General features: G+C 71.6%; 11 protein-coding genes. 2 read left to right on the top strand and 9 right to left on the bottom strand.

Annotation, left to right across the window (positions count from 1 at the left end; translation table 11 throughout):
* Positions 1 to 19: 19 nt before the first annotated feature.
* Both M6B22_RS05820 and M6B22_RS05815 read left to right on the top strand, forming a co-directional pair.
* The gene (locus tag M6B22_RS05820) at positions 20 to 1,111 is read left to right on the top strand and encodes a sialidase family protein (RefSeq protein WP_269444833.1); all 1,092 of its coding nucleotides are present in this window, start codon (positions 20 to 22) and stop codon (positions 1,109 to 1,111) included.
* Positions 1,112 to 1,122: 11 nt separating this feature from the next.
* The gene (locus tag M6B22_RS05815) at positions 1,123 to 1,983 is read left to right on the top strand and encodes a fumarylacetoacetate hydrolase family protein (protein WP_269444832.1); all 861 of its coding nucleotides are present in this window, start codon (positions 1,123 to 1,125) and stop codon (positions 1,981 to 1,983) included.
* 31 nt (positions 1,984 to 2,014) lie between these two features.
* On the opposite strand, the gene M6B22_RS05810 is transcribed toward M6B22_RS05815, so the two are convergent.
* From M6B22_RS05810 to M6B22_RS05770, 9 genes are all read right to left on the bottom strand, one after another.
* Entirely contained in the window at positions 2,015 to 3,223 is a 1,209-nt protein-coding gene (locus M6B22_RS05810; protein WP_269444831.1) for a PP2C family protein-serine/threonine phosphatase, read from the bottom strand.
* An 82-nt stretch (positions 3,224 to 3,305) separates the two neighbouring features.
* Positions 3,306 to 4,502, bottom strand: coding sequence for a S8/S53 family peptidase (locus tag M6B22_RS05805; protein WP_269444830.1), 1,197 nt, complete (start codon positions 4,500 to 4,502; stop codon positions 3,306 to 3,308).
* Positions 4,499 to 6,427 carry a hypothetical protein gene (locus tag M6B22_RS05800; protein ID WP_269444829.1) on the bottom strand — a complete coding sequence of 643 codons (1,929 nt, stop codon included), beginning with the start codon at positions 6,425 to 6,427 and terminating at the stop codon, positions 4,499 to 4,501. Before M6B22_RS05800 ends, M6B22_RS05805 begins: the two co-directional genes overlap by 4 nt.
* Positions 6,428 to 6,474: 47 nt before the next feature.
* Positions 6,475 to 7,653, bottom strand: a complete 1,179-nt coding sequence (locus tag M6B22_RS05795; RefSeq protein WP_269444828.1) for an MFS transporter — start codon at positions 7,651 to 7,653, stop codon at positions 6,475 to 6,477.
* A gap of 31 nt (positions 7,654 to 7,684) precedes the next feature.
* On the bottom strand, positions 7,685 to 8,851 hold the full coding sequence (locus M6B22_RS05790; protein WP_269444827.1) for a TIGR04053 family radical SAM/SPASM domain-containing protein: 1,167 nt from the start codon (positions 8,849 to 8,851) through the stop codon (positions 7,685 to 7,687).
* A gap of 217 nt (positions 8,852 to 9,068) precedes the next feature.
* Entirely contained in the window at positions 9,069 to 10,721 is a 1,653-nt protein-coding gene (gene cydC, locus M6B22_RS05785) for a thiol reductant ABC exporter subunit CydC (RefSeq protein WP_269444826.1), read from the bottom strand.
* Entirely contained in the window at positions 10,718 to 12,439 is a 1,722-nt protein-coding gene (cydD, locus tag M6B22_RS05780; RefSeq protein WP_269444825.1) for a thiol reductant ABC exporter subunit CydD, read from the bottom strand. The genes cydC and cydD overlap by 4 nt, the downstream gene beginning before the upstream one ends.
* Positions 12,436 to 13,482 (bottom strand): cytochrome d ubiquinol oxidase subunit II, encoded by a 1,047-nt coding sequence (cydB, locus tag M6B22_RS05775; protein WP_269444824.1) that lies wholly within the window; start codon positions 13,480 to 13,482, stop codon positions 12,436 to 12,438. The genes cydD and cydB overlap by 4 nt, the downstream gene beginning before the upstream one ends.
* 15 nt (positions 13,483 to 13,497) lie before the next feature.
* Positions 13,498 to 14,940, bottom strand: a complete 1,443-nt coding sequence (locus M6B22_RS05770; RefSeq protein ID WP_269444823.1) for a cytochrome ubiquinol oxidase subunit I — start codon at positions 14,938 to 14,940, stop codon at positions 13,498 to 13,500.
* Positions 14,941 to 14,971 lie beyond the last annotated feature (31 nt).

Below are 14,971 nucleotides of genomic sequence, written 5' to 3'. Positions count from 1 at the left end.
CGTTGAGCGTTCGGTAGCCGTGTATCGCAACCCGCGCCCGGAGCTTGTCGCCCGCCACGCGTGGCACCCGTCCCTGATCCGGCTCGGCGCCGACGAATGGCTCTGCACGTTCGACCTCGGACAGGGGCCGGAAGCTCACGACTACCGCACCTACACCAGCCGTTCGCTCGACGGCGGCGACACCTGGTCCGAGCCCGCGCCGATGCTCGAGCCCGAACCGCCGCCACGGGCGACCCACACCGTGCGCGTGGCGCGGCTACGCGACGGAACCCTGCTCGGGTTCGGGGCACGGTTCGTCCGGTCCGACCCCGCGCAGGGCCTGATCAACCACCCCGGCCTCGGCTACTGCGACTGCGAGTTGATCAGCACGCGCAGCGATGATGGGGGACGGACGTGGAGCACCCCGGCCGTGGCCGTGCCGCCGCTGCGCGCTCCCGCCTTCGAGACCTGCCACGCACCGGTCGAATTGTCGGACGGGCGCATCCTGCTCCCCACCTCCACCTGGATCGGTTGGGACGGCGAGGGCGCGGAAGGGATGCGGGCCGTTGCCTTCGTCTCCTGCGACGGCGGCCACACGTGGTCGACGCACCTCGACGAGTTCGATCGCTGGGCCGAGGGGATCGTCAGCTGGGAGCAGTCGATCGCCGAACTGGCCGACGGTCGGCTCGTGGCCGTCGTGTGGTCCCTGGACACCCGGACCGGGAGGACGCTGCCGTCGACCTACGCCGTCGCTGCGCAGCGGGAACGCTTCGGACCCGCGCGCGAGAACGGGATCCGTGCGCAGACGATGAAGCTCGCGCCCCTCGGCGGAGATCGGATTCTCGCCGTGTACCGGCGTCACGACACTCCCGGGCTGTGGGCCAGCACCGCCGAGATCGGCACGAGCTGGGTGACCGAGCAGACCTGCCCGCTCTGGCTCGGCGCCGGATCGGGAATGGCCGGTTCGGGTGCGGTCGGCAGTGAGCTGAGCGCCCTGCAGTTCGGATACCCCAGCATCGTCGTGGAGAACGAGCGGTCCGCCGCCCTCGCGTTCTGGTGCAAGGAAGAGGATCTGTACGGGATCCGAGTACTCCGCCTGCGCCTGACGGCGGCGGGCACCGAACCGGACTGAGGAGCGATTCGATGCGGCTGATGCGACTGGGCGCACCCGGACAGGAACGTGCACACCTGCTCGTCGGTGAGGACCTGGTCGTCGACGTGAGCGCGGAGGTCGGCGACTTCGACGGAAGGTTCTTCGGCAGCGATGCGCTGACCGCACTACGACGCGACTCGGCCGGGCTCGCGGCGCGGGCCGGTTCGCTGTCCTCCAGCGGTCTGCGTGTCGGTGCTCCGGTGGCGAAGCCCGAGAAGATCATCTGCATCGGGCTGAACTACGCCGACCACGCGGCCGAGACGGGGCAGGCCTTGCCCACAGAACCGATCGTGTTCGCCAAGGCGCCGAACACTCTGGTCGGACCGAACGACCAGGTTCGGATACCGCGAGGTTCGACCAAGACCGACTGGGAGGTCGAGCTCGGGGTCGTCATCGGCCGGCAGTGCCGTTACCTGTCCTCGGAGCAGGAGGCACTCGAGGCCGTCGCGGGATATCTCGTGTGCAACGACGTGTCCGAGCGCGAATTCCAGCTCGAGCGCGGTGGCCAATGGATCAAGGGCAAGTCGTGCGAGACGTTCAACCCCGCCGGTCCGTGGCTGGTGACGGCTGACGAGGTCCCCGATCCGCAGGCGCTGGGACTGTGGTTGGACGTCAACGGTGAGCGGCGGCAGACCGGGAACACCGCGACCATGATCTTCGGCGTCGGGGCGATCATCGCCTACCTGAGCCGGTTCATGGTCCTGGAGCCCGGCGACATCATCAACACGGGAACGCCACCCGGGGTCGCGATGGGCCAGCGTGAACCTCGTTACCTCCGCGCCGGCGACGTGGTCGAGCTCGGGATCGACGGGTTGGGCCGGCAGCGGCAGGAGTGCGTCGCCGCCCCCTGAACCGCCGCGTGAGGGCGCGTCCGAGGCGGTCCTAGACGTCGTGCGTCCGGCGGACCGCGAGCACGGCGATGTCGTCGCCCGTGGGATCGGTACCGATCATGGTGTGCATGACCTCGCGGCAGACGGCCTCCGGTTTGTCGGCGTACGCGGCGCGGCACAGCACCTCGAGTTGTTCGTCGAGCGGGCGGTCGCGTCGTTCCACCAAGCCGTCGGTGTACAGGATCAACACGGCTCCGCTCGGCAACTCCACTGCGGCTGAGCTGCGGGCGAGGTTCGGTTCGACGCCCATCGGTGGTCCGACGGGTAGGTCCAGCAGTGCGCCGTGCGCGCCCGGAACCGCCAGCACCGGAGGCAGGTGTCCCGCGGTGCAGACGTCGAAACGATCGTATGGTGGCTCGGCGACCGCGCCGACGACGGTCACCATGGCGCCCATCTCGAAGTGCAGGACCTTCGCGTCGGTGAGTCGCACGACGTCGGCAACGGGCGCCTCGGTGAGGGCATAGGCACGCAGCGAGCTCCGGACCCGCCCCATGATCACCGCGGCGTCCAGACCGTGTCCGGCGACATCACCGGTGACGAGCCACAGCCGGCCCGAAGGCAGGACGAAGGCGTCGAACCAATCGCCGCCGATGATCCGGCTGTCCGCCGCCACATAACGCGACGCGAACTCGATCCCGGGAACCTCCGGTAGGTGGGTGGGCATCAGCCCACGTTCGAGCATCTGCGCCGCAGCCGATTCGACGGCCAGCTGGGTGGCCTGCAGAGCGTTGGCCACCCGGTCGGCGGCGACCTGCAGCAGTTCGGCGTCCTGCGAGGTGAACGAGCGTGGCTCGAGGCGACCGACGTGCAGCACCCCGGTGACCCGATCCGCGCTGAGCAGCGGCACGCCGAGCATCGTTCGGATGCCCTTTTCCCACAGCAGCGGATTCGTGACCGTCGTGGCGTCGACGTGGTCGAGGAGCACGGGTTCCTTGCGGGCCGCGATCGAACCTGCGAACCCCGCGCCGAAGGGCACCTTGACGCCCTGCCGCACCTCCTCCTCCAGCCCGCGAGCGGCACGGGCGGTGACGTAGCTCGATCCGTCATCGATCAGTAGGACGGCAGCGGTGTCGGCATCGAGGATCAGCCGCACCCGGTCGAGCAGTTCGTCGAGAAGATCGTCCATGTCCAACCGGGACAGGGCAGAGTCGGTCAGGGCCGTCAACGCTTCCAACCGCTCGGCTGCCTGCTGGTCCGACACACTTTGATCGTAACCAGATTGCCGGGCTCGGTCGGTCGAGCGGCGCCGTTGCGCGGTCGCTGCACGGATCGGACGAATTCGTTCAGCGGCGCAGGAGCCGCTCGGGATCTCGCGCGATCAGCGCCTCCAGGTGTGCGAGCATCGCCACCGGCGTGCGCGACTCGAACTCTGCCGCGACCAGTGCGCTCGCCAGCGCGCAGGCCATCGACGTCCCGCCGAACGCCTTGTTCGCGACCTCGATCAGCCCCGCGGAGCGATCGGCTCCGGATGGAGCCAGGCACCACGGTCCGTAGTCCTTGCCGTGCCGTGACTGTGGCGACGGCGCGCCGTCGGCGTTCGCGCCGGCCACCGCCAGCACGTACTCCGAACCCGCCGGGTAACCCATCGGCGAACCGGTTACACCGGCCGTGATGTTCCCCGCGGCTGCGACGAGCACGCAGTCGGACATCAGGTCGGACAGCACGGTGTCGACCGCATAGCGGAAGTCGATCAGCTCCTGTTCGGTCAGCGCCTCGTCGAGGTAGGTCCAGCTCAGATTGGCGACGACCGGGCGTCCGCCCGCACGCTTGACGACGGCGCGGACCTGCTTGTTCAGCCAGAACTCGACGTCGACCGGGCGCGGCGACCACACCAGCTCGGCTCCTGGGGCGCCTTGCCCGATCAGCGCGGCGACCGCGGTGCCGTGGAACCGGTTCGGGTCGCGGAACGGCCGGAACGGCTTCCTGATGCGCGTGCGTTCGGGATCGACCCGGTGCACGTGCAGGCCGGGAACCAGTTCTCGGCGCACGTCGCTGTCGATCACGGCCACCACGACCCCGGCACCGGAGTCCGGCTCGGGGGCCAGGTTCATCTGCGCGAAGGCGCCTGCAAGGACCTGGCTCGACACCTGCGCCGTCTCGTAGCGGACGCCGGGCAACCGGGTGGTGCGGATGTCGCCGAACGAGTCATCGCCGTACTCGCGCCAACTGAGGCTGATGGTCTCCATGACGGCACGCTCGGCCCCCTCGAGGCAGCGGACCTCCCAGATCTGCAGCCGTTCTGCCTCGGCGATCTGGACCGGCCGGCGCCGCTGGTAGCCGAACAGCCGGACCAGGAAGTCCGAACCGTCTCCACGGCACAGCACGAGCACCGCACCGCGGACGATTCGCCTGTCCCGGCGGGAGAACATGCTGCGCGCGGCCGCCGTCAGGTGCACGAGCCGCCGACGCCGCATCCAGTCGCGGGGCGGCTCCGGCGCGGGGTTGGACAGCGTGCCGCCGCCGTCGACCGTCGAGGTCACGCGTCACCGCCGGACGGCGCCGCCGGGTCGGTGCCCGCGCCGAGCCGGTCCAGGGCAGCGACCAGCGGCGCGATCGTGAGCGTGCCGCCTGCCGCAGCGATGATCGCGGTGAACCAGTCGAGGCCGCTTCCCCAGTCCTTGCCGACGTAGAGGCTGGTCAGGCCGGCGACGAGGACGACCAGTGTCGCCACGCCGACCGCGAGCAGGTCGCTGATCAGCACGGCGCGCCCGGCCACCAACCGGCCGGCGTCCGCCGCGACCTCCTTCAGCCGCGCGGGAATCGACTGCCACCACATCGCCGTGACACCACCGCTCTGCGACGCGGCGAGCGTGCGGGTGTGCGCGTCGACGGGCGGTACGACGGCGAGCCGGTCGAAGATCAGCGTCGCGTCGTGGACGCGGTCCTCGAATCCGTCGGTGAGCAGCGCACGGGCGTCTACGGTGCGGGCGATCTCCTGCTCGGCACCGGTCAGGCGCAGTTCGGCGTCCGCGTAGTTCTGCCGCCAGGCGCGCAGCACGGCCGCGGCCAGCGCGGGGTCGTCGGACGACGCGGGTGGAGTCGCGCCGGCCAGTTGCTGCAGCATCACCGTTACCCGGCGGGCGGTCTCGGCAACGGTGAGAATCGCCTCGGCCTCGTCCAGGACGGCCGCCAATCCGTCGACGCCCGCCCGCTGCGCCGCCGGTGTCTGCGCCGAGTCGCTCGGCGCGAGCATGCCCTTGCCCGGATCGCCGGCGATGTCGGCTGCCCGCGCGGCGAGCTTGCTCATCGGCGTGCCCGCCGGCACGGTCAGCGCACCGAGGGCGTCGAGCTTGGCCGCGGCGCCCGCGTCCCAGGCGGCGATCTTCGCCTCGGCATCCGCGCGCTCCGTCTCGACGTCGGCCGTCAGCTTCGCGGCCGCCGGTGTCGGCACGAACAGGCACCGCAGCCACCGCACCGCGCCACGCTGCCAGCTCGGATAGACCTGCGTGTCGGCGCAACGCGTTGCCAGCTCCGTCCGGGTCGTCGCCACCTCGGCGCCGGCGCGTTTGTGCCACTTCGTGTCCGGCGGGTGCGTCGGGTCGGGCAGCTCGCGGATGCGCCTGCGCAGCGACCACAGCGCACGCCGTCCCGCGATCGAACGCAGCAGCAGCGCCAGCACGATGCCGATGGCGAGCGCGATCACCGCCTGCCACCACGGGGCCCGAACGGTGAGTTCCAGGCTGGTGTCGGCGTCGCCGATCTTCAGCGAGCCCGAGTACACGCCGACCGGCGCACCGTCGATGCCCTTCGCGCGCAGCGTCACCAGCCCGGCGGTACAGGTGCCGGTCACGGTGAGCTGGTCGTCGTCGCCGCTTACGACGACCGCCGACGATTCCGCGGGAGTGCCGCACGATTGGCCGGCGGCGAGCGGGATCGTGCCGATGCGACCGTCGCTTCCGGTGTCCGAGACGGTGCGCTTCCAGCTGGTCACCGCCGGCTTGCCGGTCGCGGCCGTCGCGACGTGGAGCGCGCGCCGGATCGTCAGGTCGTCCTGGACGTCGGACACGACGAGGTACGCGTCGCCCTTGGTACCGGTCGGCTTCACGAACACGGTGAGCGATCCGGAGACCGGGACCTCGGCGGCGACCGGAGTGGTACCGATCGTCCGGGTGTCCAGCGTTGCCGACACTGCGAGCGTCGGCGTCCTCGCCGGCGATGAGGTCGTCGCCTGTAGTGAGATGAAGACGTGATGCAGGGTCGTCGTCGCGTTGAGGACGAGCACCGGTTGCGGGTCGTCGCCGGGCGCCAGCGTGATCGCCGCCGCGTCGTCGAAGGAGAGCGCAGCAACAGCGGCACCGTTCGGCTGCGCCGCGGCAGGCCCGGCGCAGAGGAAGAGGGCGACGGCCGTAAGTGCGCCGAACCTACCCAACCTGCGACGCATCGCGGCCCCCAACGCCAACGTCATAGCCCGGCTGTGTGCGCCAGGCTAGCGGACCGACGTGGCGGGCGGAACTACCGCTCGGCCTCGGCAACCGGGCGGACCAGCAGGCTGGTCGCCGCGAGCAGTTTGAGCACGGCGACCGCGAGTGCGGCACCGACGCTGGCGGTCTTCAGCCCGGCGCTCTGCGCCGCGATCCCGATGCCGACGACCGGCACCGAGATGCCGATGTAGAGCACGGCGAACAGCGCGGACGTGACGCCGGCGCGACGCTCGGCCGACACCGCGGTGCTCACGGCGGCGATCCCGGCGCGAAAGCCCAGGCCCTGGCCGAACCCCGCGACGACGCCGCCCACGATCAGCAGCGCCAGCGGCTCGCGCCACAGCGCGGCCGCGATAAGCGTCGCGCCGAGCGTCAGCGTGGCCGCCCCCGCCGGCAGGCCGACGCGAGTGGTGAACAGCGGCAGCGCGAGCTGGCCCGCCGTCGACGCCGCGAACACCACGAAGACGACCACGCCCACGACAGCGAGATTGTGCTGGTGCAGCAACTGACTCAACGCCGCGGGGCTGACGGCTGTGAACGTGCCGAGCACGACGAAGCCGGCGAACCCGGTCAGCGCCGCCTGCCCGAAGACCGCGCGCACCTGCCGCGGCACCGCCAGCGGCGGGCGGCGCGACCGCGAGGTCTCGGTCACGGTCTCCGGGGCGAGCAACACGCCGATGAACGCCGGAACGAGCAACATGAGATCGACGACGAACGTCACCCGCAACGGCGCACCGACGTACTCGGCGAGCACCCCGGCGAGCAGCGGGCCGACGCCGAGCCCGCCCATGTTGACCAGGGTCGCGACCAGACTTCCGAGCGCCCGGTCGCGATCGGGGACGAGGTCGACGAGCGTCGCTGTCGCGGTGCCGGTGAACAGCCCGGCGGCAAGCCCGGACAGCACCCGACCGACGAACAGCATCGGCAGGTCCGCCGCGGTGAGGAACACGACCGCGCTGAGCAGTGCGGCCGCAAGACCGGGCAGCAGCACGCGCCGCCTGCCGACCGCGTCCGACACGTTGCCGAACGCGACCAGCGCGGCGAGCACGCCGACGGCGTAGGCCGCGTACACCAGGGTCACCGTCAGCTCGGAGAACCCGAACGCGCCGCGGTACAGCGGGTACAGCGGGGTCGGCAGGGTCGTGCTCAACATGGTCACGCCGAACGCGTAGGCCACCGCGACGAAGCCGGCCTTGCGGGACAGCGCCATTCACGCGAATTTACGCGGGGCGCCCGCGAGTTCAGCGCGAGGTGATCACGCCGACGGCAGCCTGGTACGGGCAGCTGGGGTCCTCGGCCAACGGGTCGCCCGTCGCGGCATAGGCGCGGGAGCGGGATCCGCCGCACACGTCGCGGAATTCGCAGCGCCCGCACTTGCCGCCGAGCGCGTCGGGGTCGCGAAGGGCGCGCAGCAACGGCGCGTCGCGGTAGATGTCGGCAAACGGCGCCGTACGGACCGAACCCACCGTCACCGGCAGGAATCCGCTCGGGTAGACCTCGCCGCGATGGTCGATGAACGCGAACCCGCGGCCGGAGTTGACATCGATCGGCGGGCGCCGCGGCCTGGTCGAGACCTGCCCGGCGAGCAGGTCGGACGTGGCGTCGCGCAGCCGGGCGCCGAGCTCGCCGCAGGGCGGCCTCGGCTGCTGCGTGCGCTGGATCGCGATGCGCCGGTAGTGTGGCGCCTCGGTCGCCTTCACCGCGACGAGTTCGGAAACGTCGTAGAGCCAGTGCAAGACGTCCTCCTCCTCGACGGCCGACAGCGGACGCAGCCGGCTGCCGCGCCCGGTCGGCACCAGGAAGAACACGCTCCACAATCCGGCCCCGGCGCTCAGCACCCGGCGCAGGATCGCCGGCAGTTCGGCGACGTTGTTCGCGGTCACCGTGGTGTTGAGCTGCAGCCGCAACCCGAGACTGCGGACGGTGGCGATGGCGTCCTGGGTCGCGTCGAACACGCCGGGAACCTGGCGGAACGCGTCGTGACTTCGTGCGGTTGCGCCGTCCAGCGACAGCGACACGGCCTTGATCCCCGCGTCCCGCAACTCGACCAGGGCGTCGCGGGTCAGCCGCGGGGTGACCGAGGGGGAGAACGCGACGCTGAGCCCGAGGCCGGTGCCGTAGGCGACCAGTTCGGTCAGGTCGGCACGCTCGAGTGGGTCACCGCCTGTGAGCACGACCAGCGGGTGCGGCGGCGGGAACGCGGCGAGGTCGGCCAACTGGTTCTTGCCCTCGGCAGTGCTGAGCTCCAGCGGGTCGCGGTGCCGGATCGCGTCGGCCCGGCAGTGCACGCATGCCAACTGGCAGGCGCGGGTGACCTCCCAGATCACGATGAACGGCTGAGCCCCTGGATCGTGCCGCAGGCGCCGGACAGCCGAACGCGTCCGCCGCGGTAGCGCCGGCTCGGCCATACGTGACCCCTCTGATCTGCGGATGCGGAAACCTAGGTCACGGTAGGTAACCGGCGATCGCACGCGTAGGGGCCAAGGTCCCGATCCGGCCGGGGCGAGCAGGCGGACATCACCTCGGCGCCGGGGCGAAGCGCGCGACCTCCAGCCCCCACGCGGGCCAGGCCGAGCGTCTCGGCGCACCAGCGAGCGCTGCGCGCCACGTCGCAGACGCCGATCTCTACCTGGTTGACCGCACCGAGCTCGAGTTCCGGGGCCGCCCGATCCGGTCGCGGCTCAGATCGATGACCTGGTCGACCTGATCCAGCCCCTCGAGCCGGTGCGTGATCAGCACGACGGTCCGGTCGGCCGCGGCTGCCAGGATGTCCTCGAGCAGGGCCTGCGCCGCGGCGGTGTCGAGCGCGGCGGTGGGCTCGTCGAGCACCAGCACCGGCTGGTCGGCCAGGAACGCGCGAGCCAGCGCGATGCGCGCCCGCTCGCCGCCGGACACCGCGGCCGCGCCGTCGCCGAGCCGGGTGGCCAGCCCGTGCGGCAGCGCGTCCAGCCAGTCACCGAGTCGGGCCCGTCGTAACGCCGCCTCGACCGCCGCGTCGTCCGCATCCGGACGGGCCAGCCGGACGTTCTCGGCGAGGGTGGTCGCGAACAGGTACGGCGCATCGTCGACCAGCCCGACCACGGCGCGGACATCGTCGGGATCGAGGGTGCGCACGTCCTGGCCGTTCACGGTGTACTGCCCGCCCGCTGGGTCGAGGAAACGCAGCAGCACCGCGGCGAGCGTCGACTTCCCGCAGCCGGACCGCCCCACCACCGCGACCCTGCGCCGGGGCGGTAGGTCCAGATCGATCGGCTGCAACGCGACAGGCCCGCCGTCGGACCAGCGTGCGCTGACCTGGGTCAGGCGCAGGTGCACCGGCCCCGCGGGCAGCGGCCGCGGGTCGTGACAGGGCGCCACCGCCGGCCGAGCGGACAGCAGGCGGCGCAGTCGGCGCCGCGCCGCCGCGACCCGCACCGCAACCGTCGCGGCCTCCGGCAGCGGGGCAAGGACCTCGGCCAGTGCGAGTGGCAGGAGGACCAGCGCTGCAGCGGTGGGGGCGTTGATCCGGTGCGCGGCCAGCGCGGGGATGCACACCAGCGCCGTCCCGGTCACGGTGAGCACGACAGCGGCGCTCGCCAGCCCGGCACCGAGCCCGTTCGCCCATGCGGCGCGCGCCTTCGCCGCCGTCACCTGCCGGTCGCGCGATTGCAGAGCGGCCACGGCTCGAGGCGCGGCACCGGCGGCGATCAGCTCGTCGGCGGCGCCGAGCACGTCGAGCACCTCGGTGGACAGCCGGGCGCGCTCGACAGCGAAGCGCCGTTCGGCGTCGCGGGCATGGCGGTAGCTCAGCGCGGGCCCCAGCACCGCCGAGACGAACAGGCCGCCGGCCAGCACCGCGCCGGCCGCGGGAAGGACGGCGAGCTGGAACCCGATCGTGCCCGCGCACACCAACAGCGCCACGATCGCCGGGGCGATCACGCGCAGCAGTCGGTCCAGTTCGGCGTCGACGTCGTCCACGACCGCGCCGAGCGCGTCGCCCCTGCGCCGTGACCCCAGCCGCGCCGGTGTGAGCGGTACGAGCGCGTCGTACACGTTCGCCCGCACGCGGGCCAGCACCGCGAAGGCGGCGCGGTGCGCGGTCAGCCGCTCCGCGTAACGCAGCGCCGGCCGGGCGATGCCGAACAGCCGCACGCCGACGACCGCGACCGTAACCGCGAGCACGGCGGGGTGCTGCGACGCCCTGGTGATCAGCCATGCCGCGGTTCCGGACAGCGCCGCGCCGGACGCGAGCGCGAGCGTGCCCAGTGCGAGCGACGCCGCGTACCGCCCGCCGATCACGCGGCGCTCCCGACGGGGCACCGGCCGGACGCGGGCGTCTCCGCGGCGCCTGCAGGTTCGAGTTCGATGCGGACGTCGGCCGCGGCCGCGGTGCCCGCACGATGCGTCACCATCAGCACCGTCGCGTTCCGGCGTAGCCGGTGCATTACCTCGACGATGGCCTGCTCGGTCGCCGCATCCAACCGAGCCGACGGCTCGTCCAGCAGCACCACGGGACGCTCCGAGACCAGCACCCTGGCCAGCGCGAGCCGTGCGCGCTCGCCGGCGGACAGCCCGGCGGCCGACTCCCCGTCTTCGGCGTCGGCGGACGGCCCGGCGAGCACGGTGTCCAAGCCGTCCGGCAGCCGGGCGATGACCTGGCCCAGTCCGACCTGCTCGAGTGCCCCGTGCAGTTGCTCCTCGGTTGCGTCCGGCCGCATCAGGCGCAGCGAGTCGCCCAGCGTTCCGGCCGGGATCGCCGGGTGTTGCGGTAGCCACGCGAGTTGTGAACGCAGCCGGTCGGGGTCGAACTCGGCCAGGTCGACGCCACCGACCGTGATCGCCCCCGACTCGATCGGCGCGAACCCCAGCATTGCCGCGAGCACGGTGGACTTGCCGCATCCGGACGGGCCGGTGAGCGCGTGCAGGGTGCGCGGCCGCAGCGTCAGGGTGAGCGGACCGAGCGCCGCTGTGGCGCGATCGGGATAGCGGACCACCAGGTCGCGCACCTCGATGACGGCGGTCCGCAGGTCGGGGACGTCGGTGCGGGTCCCGCGCGACGGCAGCGGCGTCTCCAGTACCGCGGCGACCTGCGACATCGCGGCGAGGCCCTCGGCGGACGCGTGGAACTCGGCACCGACCCGGCGCAGCGGCCAGTAGGCCTCGGGCGCCAGCAGCAGCACGACCAGCGCGGCGCGGAAGTCGATCGCCGAGTCGATCAGTCGCAGCCCGACCGACACGGCGATCAACGCGACGGAGATGGTGGCGACCAGTTCCAGCACCGCCGAGGAGGCGAACGCCAGCCGCAGCGTGGCCATGCTCGCCTCGGCGTGCTTGCGGGTGACCTCCCGGATCCGCTCGGACTGCGACCGGGCGCGCCGGTAGGCCACCAGCGTGGGCAGGCCCGCTGTGACGTCGGCGAAGTGGCCGGCCAGGGTGGCCATACTGCGCCACTGCCGCTCACTGCGGCGCTGGGTCGCCCAGCCGACGAGCGCACCGAACACCGGGATCAGCGGCAACGTCAATACGATGATCACCGCTGACCACCCGTCCTGGTAGGCGATCACCGCGATGGACAGCGGTGGGACGATCGCGGCGAGCGCGAGCGTCGGGAGGTACCGCGCGACGTACGGCTCCAGCGCGCTGACGCCGCGCGTGAGCAGCGCGGTGAGTTCGCCGCGCCGCGCCCCGGACAGCCAGGCCGGCCCGAGGTCCAGGCAGTGCTGCAGCAACCGGCTGCGCAACTGCTCGGTGACACGCAGCCCCGCCTTCTGCGCCAGCACGTCGGTGAGCCAGGTGAGGCAACCGCGTGCCAGCCCGATCCCGGCAAGCGCGACGAGCGGGACGGCGACGGTGTGCAGCGTGACGCCGTGGCGGACCGGTTCGACGATCACGTCGGCGAGCGCGTACGCCTGCGCGATCACCAGGACCGCCTGCCCCACGCCGAGTGCCACCACCGCCGCCAGCGGGGCACATGCTCGCGTGGCGTAGCGCACCAGACGGGGGTCGAGCGGCTTCATCGCACGGCGGGGGAGTGGGCAGGAGCCGCGGGCGGCCCGGACGCAGGTGCGGCCGGAATGTGCTGGGTGCCGATCCGCCGTCGGAACACCCAGTACGACCAGCCCTGGTAGAGCAGGACGAGCGGGGTGAACGCCACCGCGACGATCGTCATGATCTTCAACGTGTACGCGCTGGACGCCGCGTTCGTGACCGTCAGCGACCACGCGTCGTTCAGCCGCGAGGGCAGCACGTCCGGGTACAGACCCGTGAACAGCGCGGCGACGGCCGCTCCGATCGTCACGAAGGTGCCGAGGAACGCCCAGCCGTCGCGACCGAGCCGGGACGCCACCAGCCCGGCCACCAACGCGCCAGCGGCGATCACGGACAGCACCGCCGAGCCGGGGCTGCCGCGTAGCGCGAAGCTCCAGGCCAGGAAGGCCACCGCCACCACGGCGGCAGCCAGGCCGACCTGGTCGGAGAGCCGGCGGGCCCGCACCTGGATGTCGCCCGTCGTCTTCAGGGCCAGGAACATCGCGCCGTGCGTCAGGAACAGCAACAGCGTGGTGAGCCCACCGAGCAACGCATAGGGGTTGAGCAGATCCAGCACCGAGCCCTGCAGCACCTGGTCCGGGCCAAGCCGCACGCCGCGCACGATGTTGCCGAACGCCACGCCCCACAACAGCGCGGGGATCAGCGAGCCGGTGATGATCACCGCGTCCCAGCGCGCCTTCCAGCGCGGCGAATCGCGCTTGGCGCGATACTCGAACGCCAGCCCGCGCACGATGAGCGCCAGCACGATCACCAGCAGCGGCAGGAAGAAGCCGGAGAACATCGCCGCGTACCACTCGGGGAACGCGGCGAACGTCGCGCCACCGGCGACCAGCAGCCACACCTCGTTGCCGTCCCACAGCGGGCCGATCGTGTTGACGACCACGCGCCGTTCGGTCTCGGTGCGGCCGAGGACCGGCAGCAGCATGCCGACGCCGAAGTCGAAACCCTCCAAGGTGAAGTAGCCGATCCACAGCAGCGCGATCAGGCAGAACCAGACGATGCCCAGGTCCATGGCGAATCTCCCGTGTCAGTAGGCGAAGGTGAGCGGGCGGTCGGCGTCCTCGCCCGCGCTGCCGGAGGCGGCCAGGTCGCGCAGCGACAGGTCCGCCGGTTCGGCGTACGGGTCGGCGCCGGCCCGGATGTACTTGGCCAGCAGGCCGAACTCGACGACGGCGAGTACCGCGTAGAGGACGGTGAGCGCGAGTAGCGAGGTCAGCGCGGCGCCGGGGCTGACGCCGGGTGAGACCCCGTCCCTGGTGCTCAGCACGCCGAACACGGCCCACGGCTGGCGCCCCATCTCGGTGAACAGCCAGCCGAAGCTGTTCGCGGCCACCGGCAGCACCGGGATCACCAAGGCCGAGGCGAACAATAGCCGGGACCGAGGCTGCCGCCCGCGCCGCGTCGCCCACAGCGTCGCGGCCGCGACGAGCATCGCCAGCACGCCGAGGCCGATCATCAGCCGGAACGACCAGTAGGTCGCGGGCACGACCGGCAGGTAGCTGCCCGGACCGTACCGCTCGACGTAGGCGGCCTGGATCTGGTTGATCCCGTCGACCTTGCCGTTGAAGCTGCCGGTCGCGAGGAAGGAGAGCAGCTTCGGCAGCCGCAGTGACCAGATCTCGTGCTTGCCGTCCAGCGAGCCGATCGTGAACAGCGAGAACGACGCACCCGAGCGGGTGTTGTACAGCGCCTCGGCCGCGGCCATCTTCATCGGCTGCTGCTCGGTCATGATCTTGCCCTGCAGGTCGCCGGTGATCGCCACCAACGCGCCGGAAACCAGGCTGACCCAGGCGCCGACCCGGGCGGCGTTGCGGTACATCACGCGGTCGACGTCGGGTGTCTTGGCGCGCATCAGCTGCCACAGCCCGATGCCGAGCACGAACGCACCGCCGGTCAGGAAGCAGGCGCTGATCGTGTGCGGGAAGGTGACCAGTTGGGTGGAGTTGAACAGCACCGCACCGATGTCCTTCAGCTCGGCCCGGTGCGTCTTCGGGTTGAGCGCGTAACCGACCGGATGCTGCATCCACGAGTTCGCGGCCAGGATGAAGTACGCGCTCAGCAGGGTGCCGACGTGCACGATCCAGATGCAGGCGAGGTGGATGCGCCTCGGCAGCCGGTCCCAGCCGAAGATCCACAGGCCCAGGAAGGTCGACTCCAGGAAGAAGGCGAGCAGGCCCTCCATCGCCAGCGGCGCGCCGAACACGTCGCCCACGAAGCGTGAGTACTCGCTCCAGTTCATGCCGAACTGGAACTCCTGGACGATCCCGGTCGCGACGCCGATCGCGAAGTTGATCAGGAACAGCTTGCCGAAGAACTTGGTCAGTCGCAGGTAACTCTCCGTGCCGGTGCGCAGCCACGCGGTCTGGTAGCAGGCGACGATCGCGGACAGGCCGATCGTGATGGGCACGAACAGGAAGTGGTAGATCGTGATGATCCCGAACTGCCACCGGGAGATGTCGAGGGTGTTCACGTCGTGCGCTGCCTTCCAGCCGACCGATCTA

Source organism: Jatrophihabitans cynanchi (assembly GCF_027247405.1).
In the GTDB taxonomy this organism is placed as follows: Bacteria; Actinomycetota; Actinomycetes; order Mycobacteriales; family Jatrophihabitantaceae; genus Jatrophihabitans_B; species Jatrophihabitans_B cynanchi.
Note: the sequence above shows the minus strand (reverse complement) of the source record. Positions and strands in the feature narration are given on the sequence as shown.

Excerpts from the sequence above, each read along its gene's own strand:
- M6B22_RS05815 (WP_269444832.1), top strand. The coding sequence starts at position 1,123 with ATGCGGCTGATGCGACTGGGCGCACCCGGACAGGAACGTGCACACCTG.
- M6B22_RS05800 (WP_269444829.1), bottom strand. The coding sequence starts at position 6,427 with ATGACGTTGGCGTTGGGGGCCGCGATGCGTCGCAGGTTGGGTAGGTTC.
- M6B22_RS05795 (WP_269444828.1), bottom strand. The coding sequence starts at position 7,653 with ATGGCGCTGTCCCGCAAGGCCGGCTTCGTCGCGGTGGCCTACGCGTTC.
- M6B22_RS05790 (WP_269444827.1), bottom strand. The coding sequence starts at position 8,851 with ATGGCCGAGCCGGCGCTACCGCGGCGGACGCGTTCGGCTGTCCGGCGC.
- cydD (WP_269444825.1), bottom strand. The coding sequence starts at position 12,439 with ATGAAGCCGCTCGACCCCCGTCTGGTGCGCTACGCCACGCGAGCATGT.
- cydB (WP_269444824.1), bottom strand. The coding sequence starts at position 13,482 with ATGGACCTGGGCATCGTCTGGTTCTGCCTGATCGCGCTGCTGTGGATC.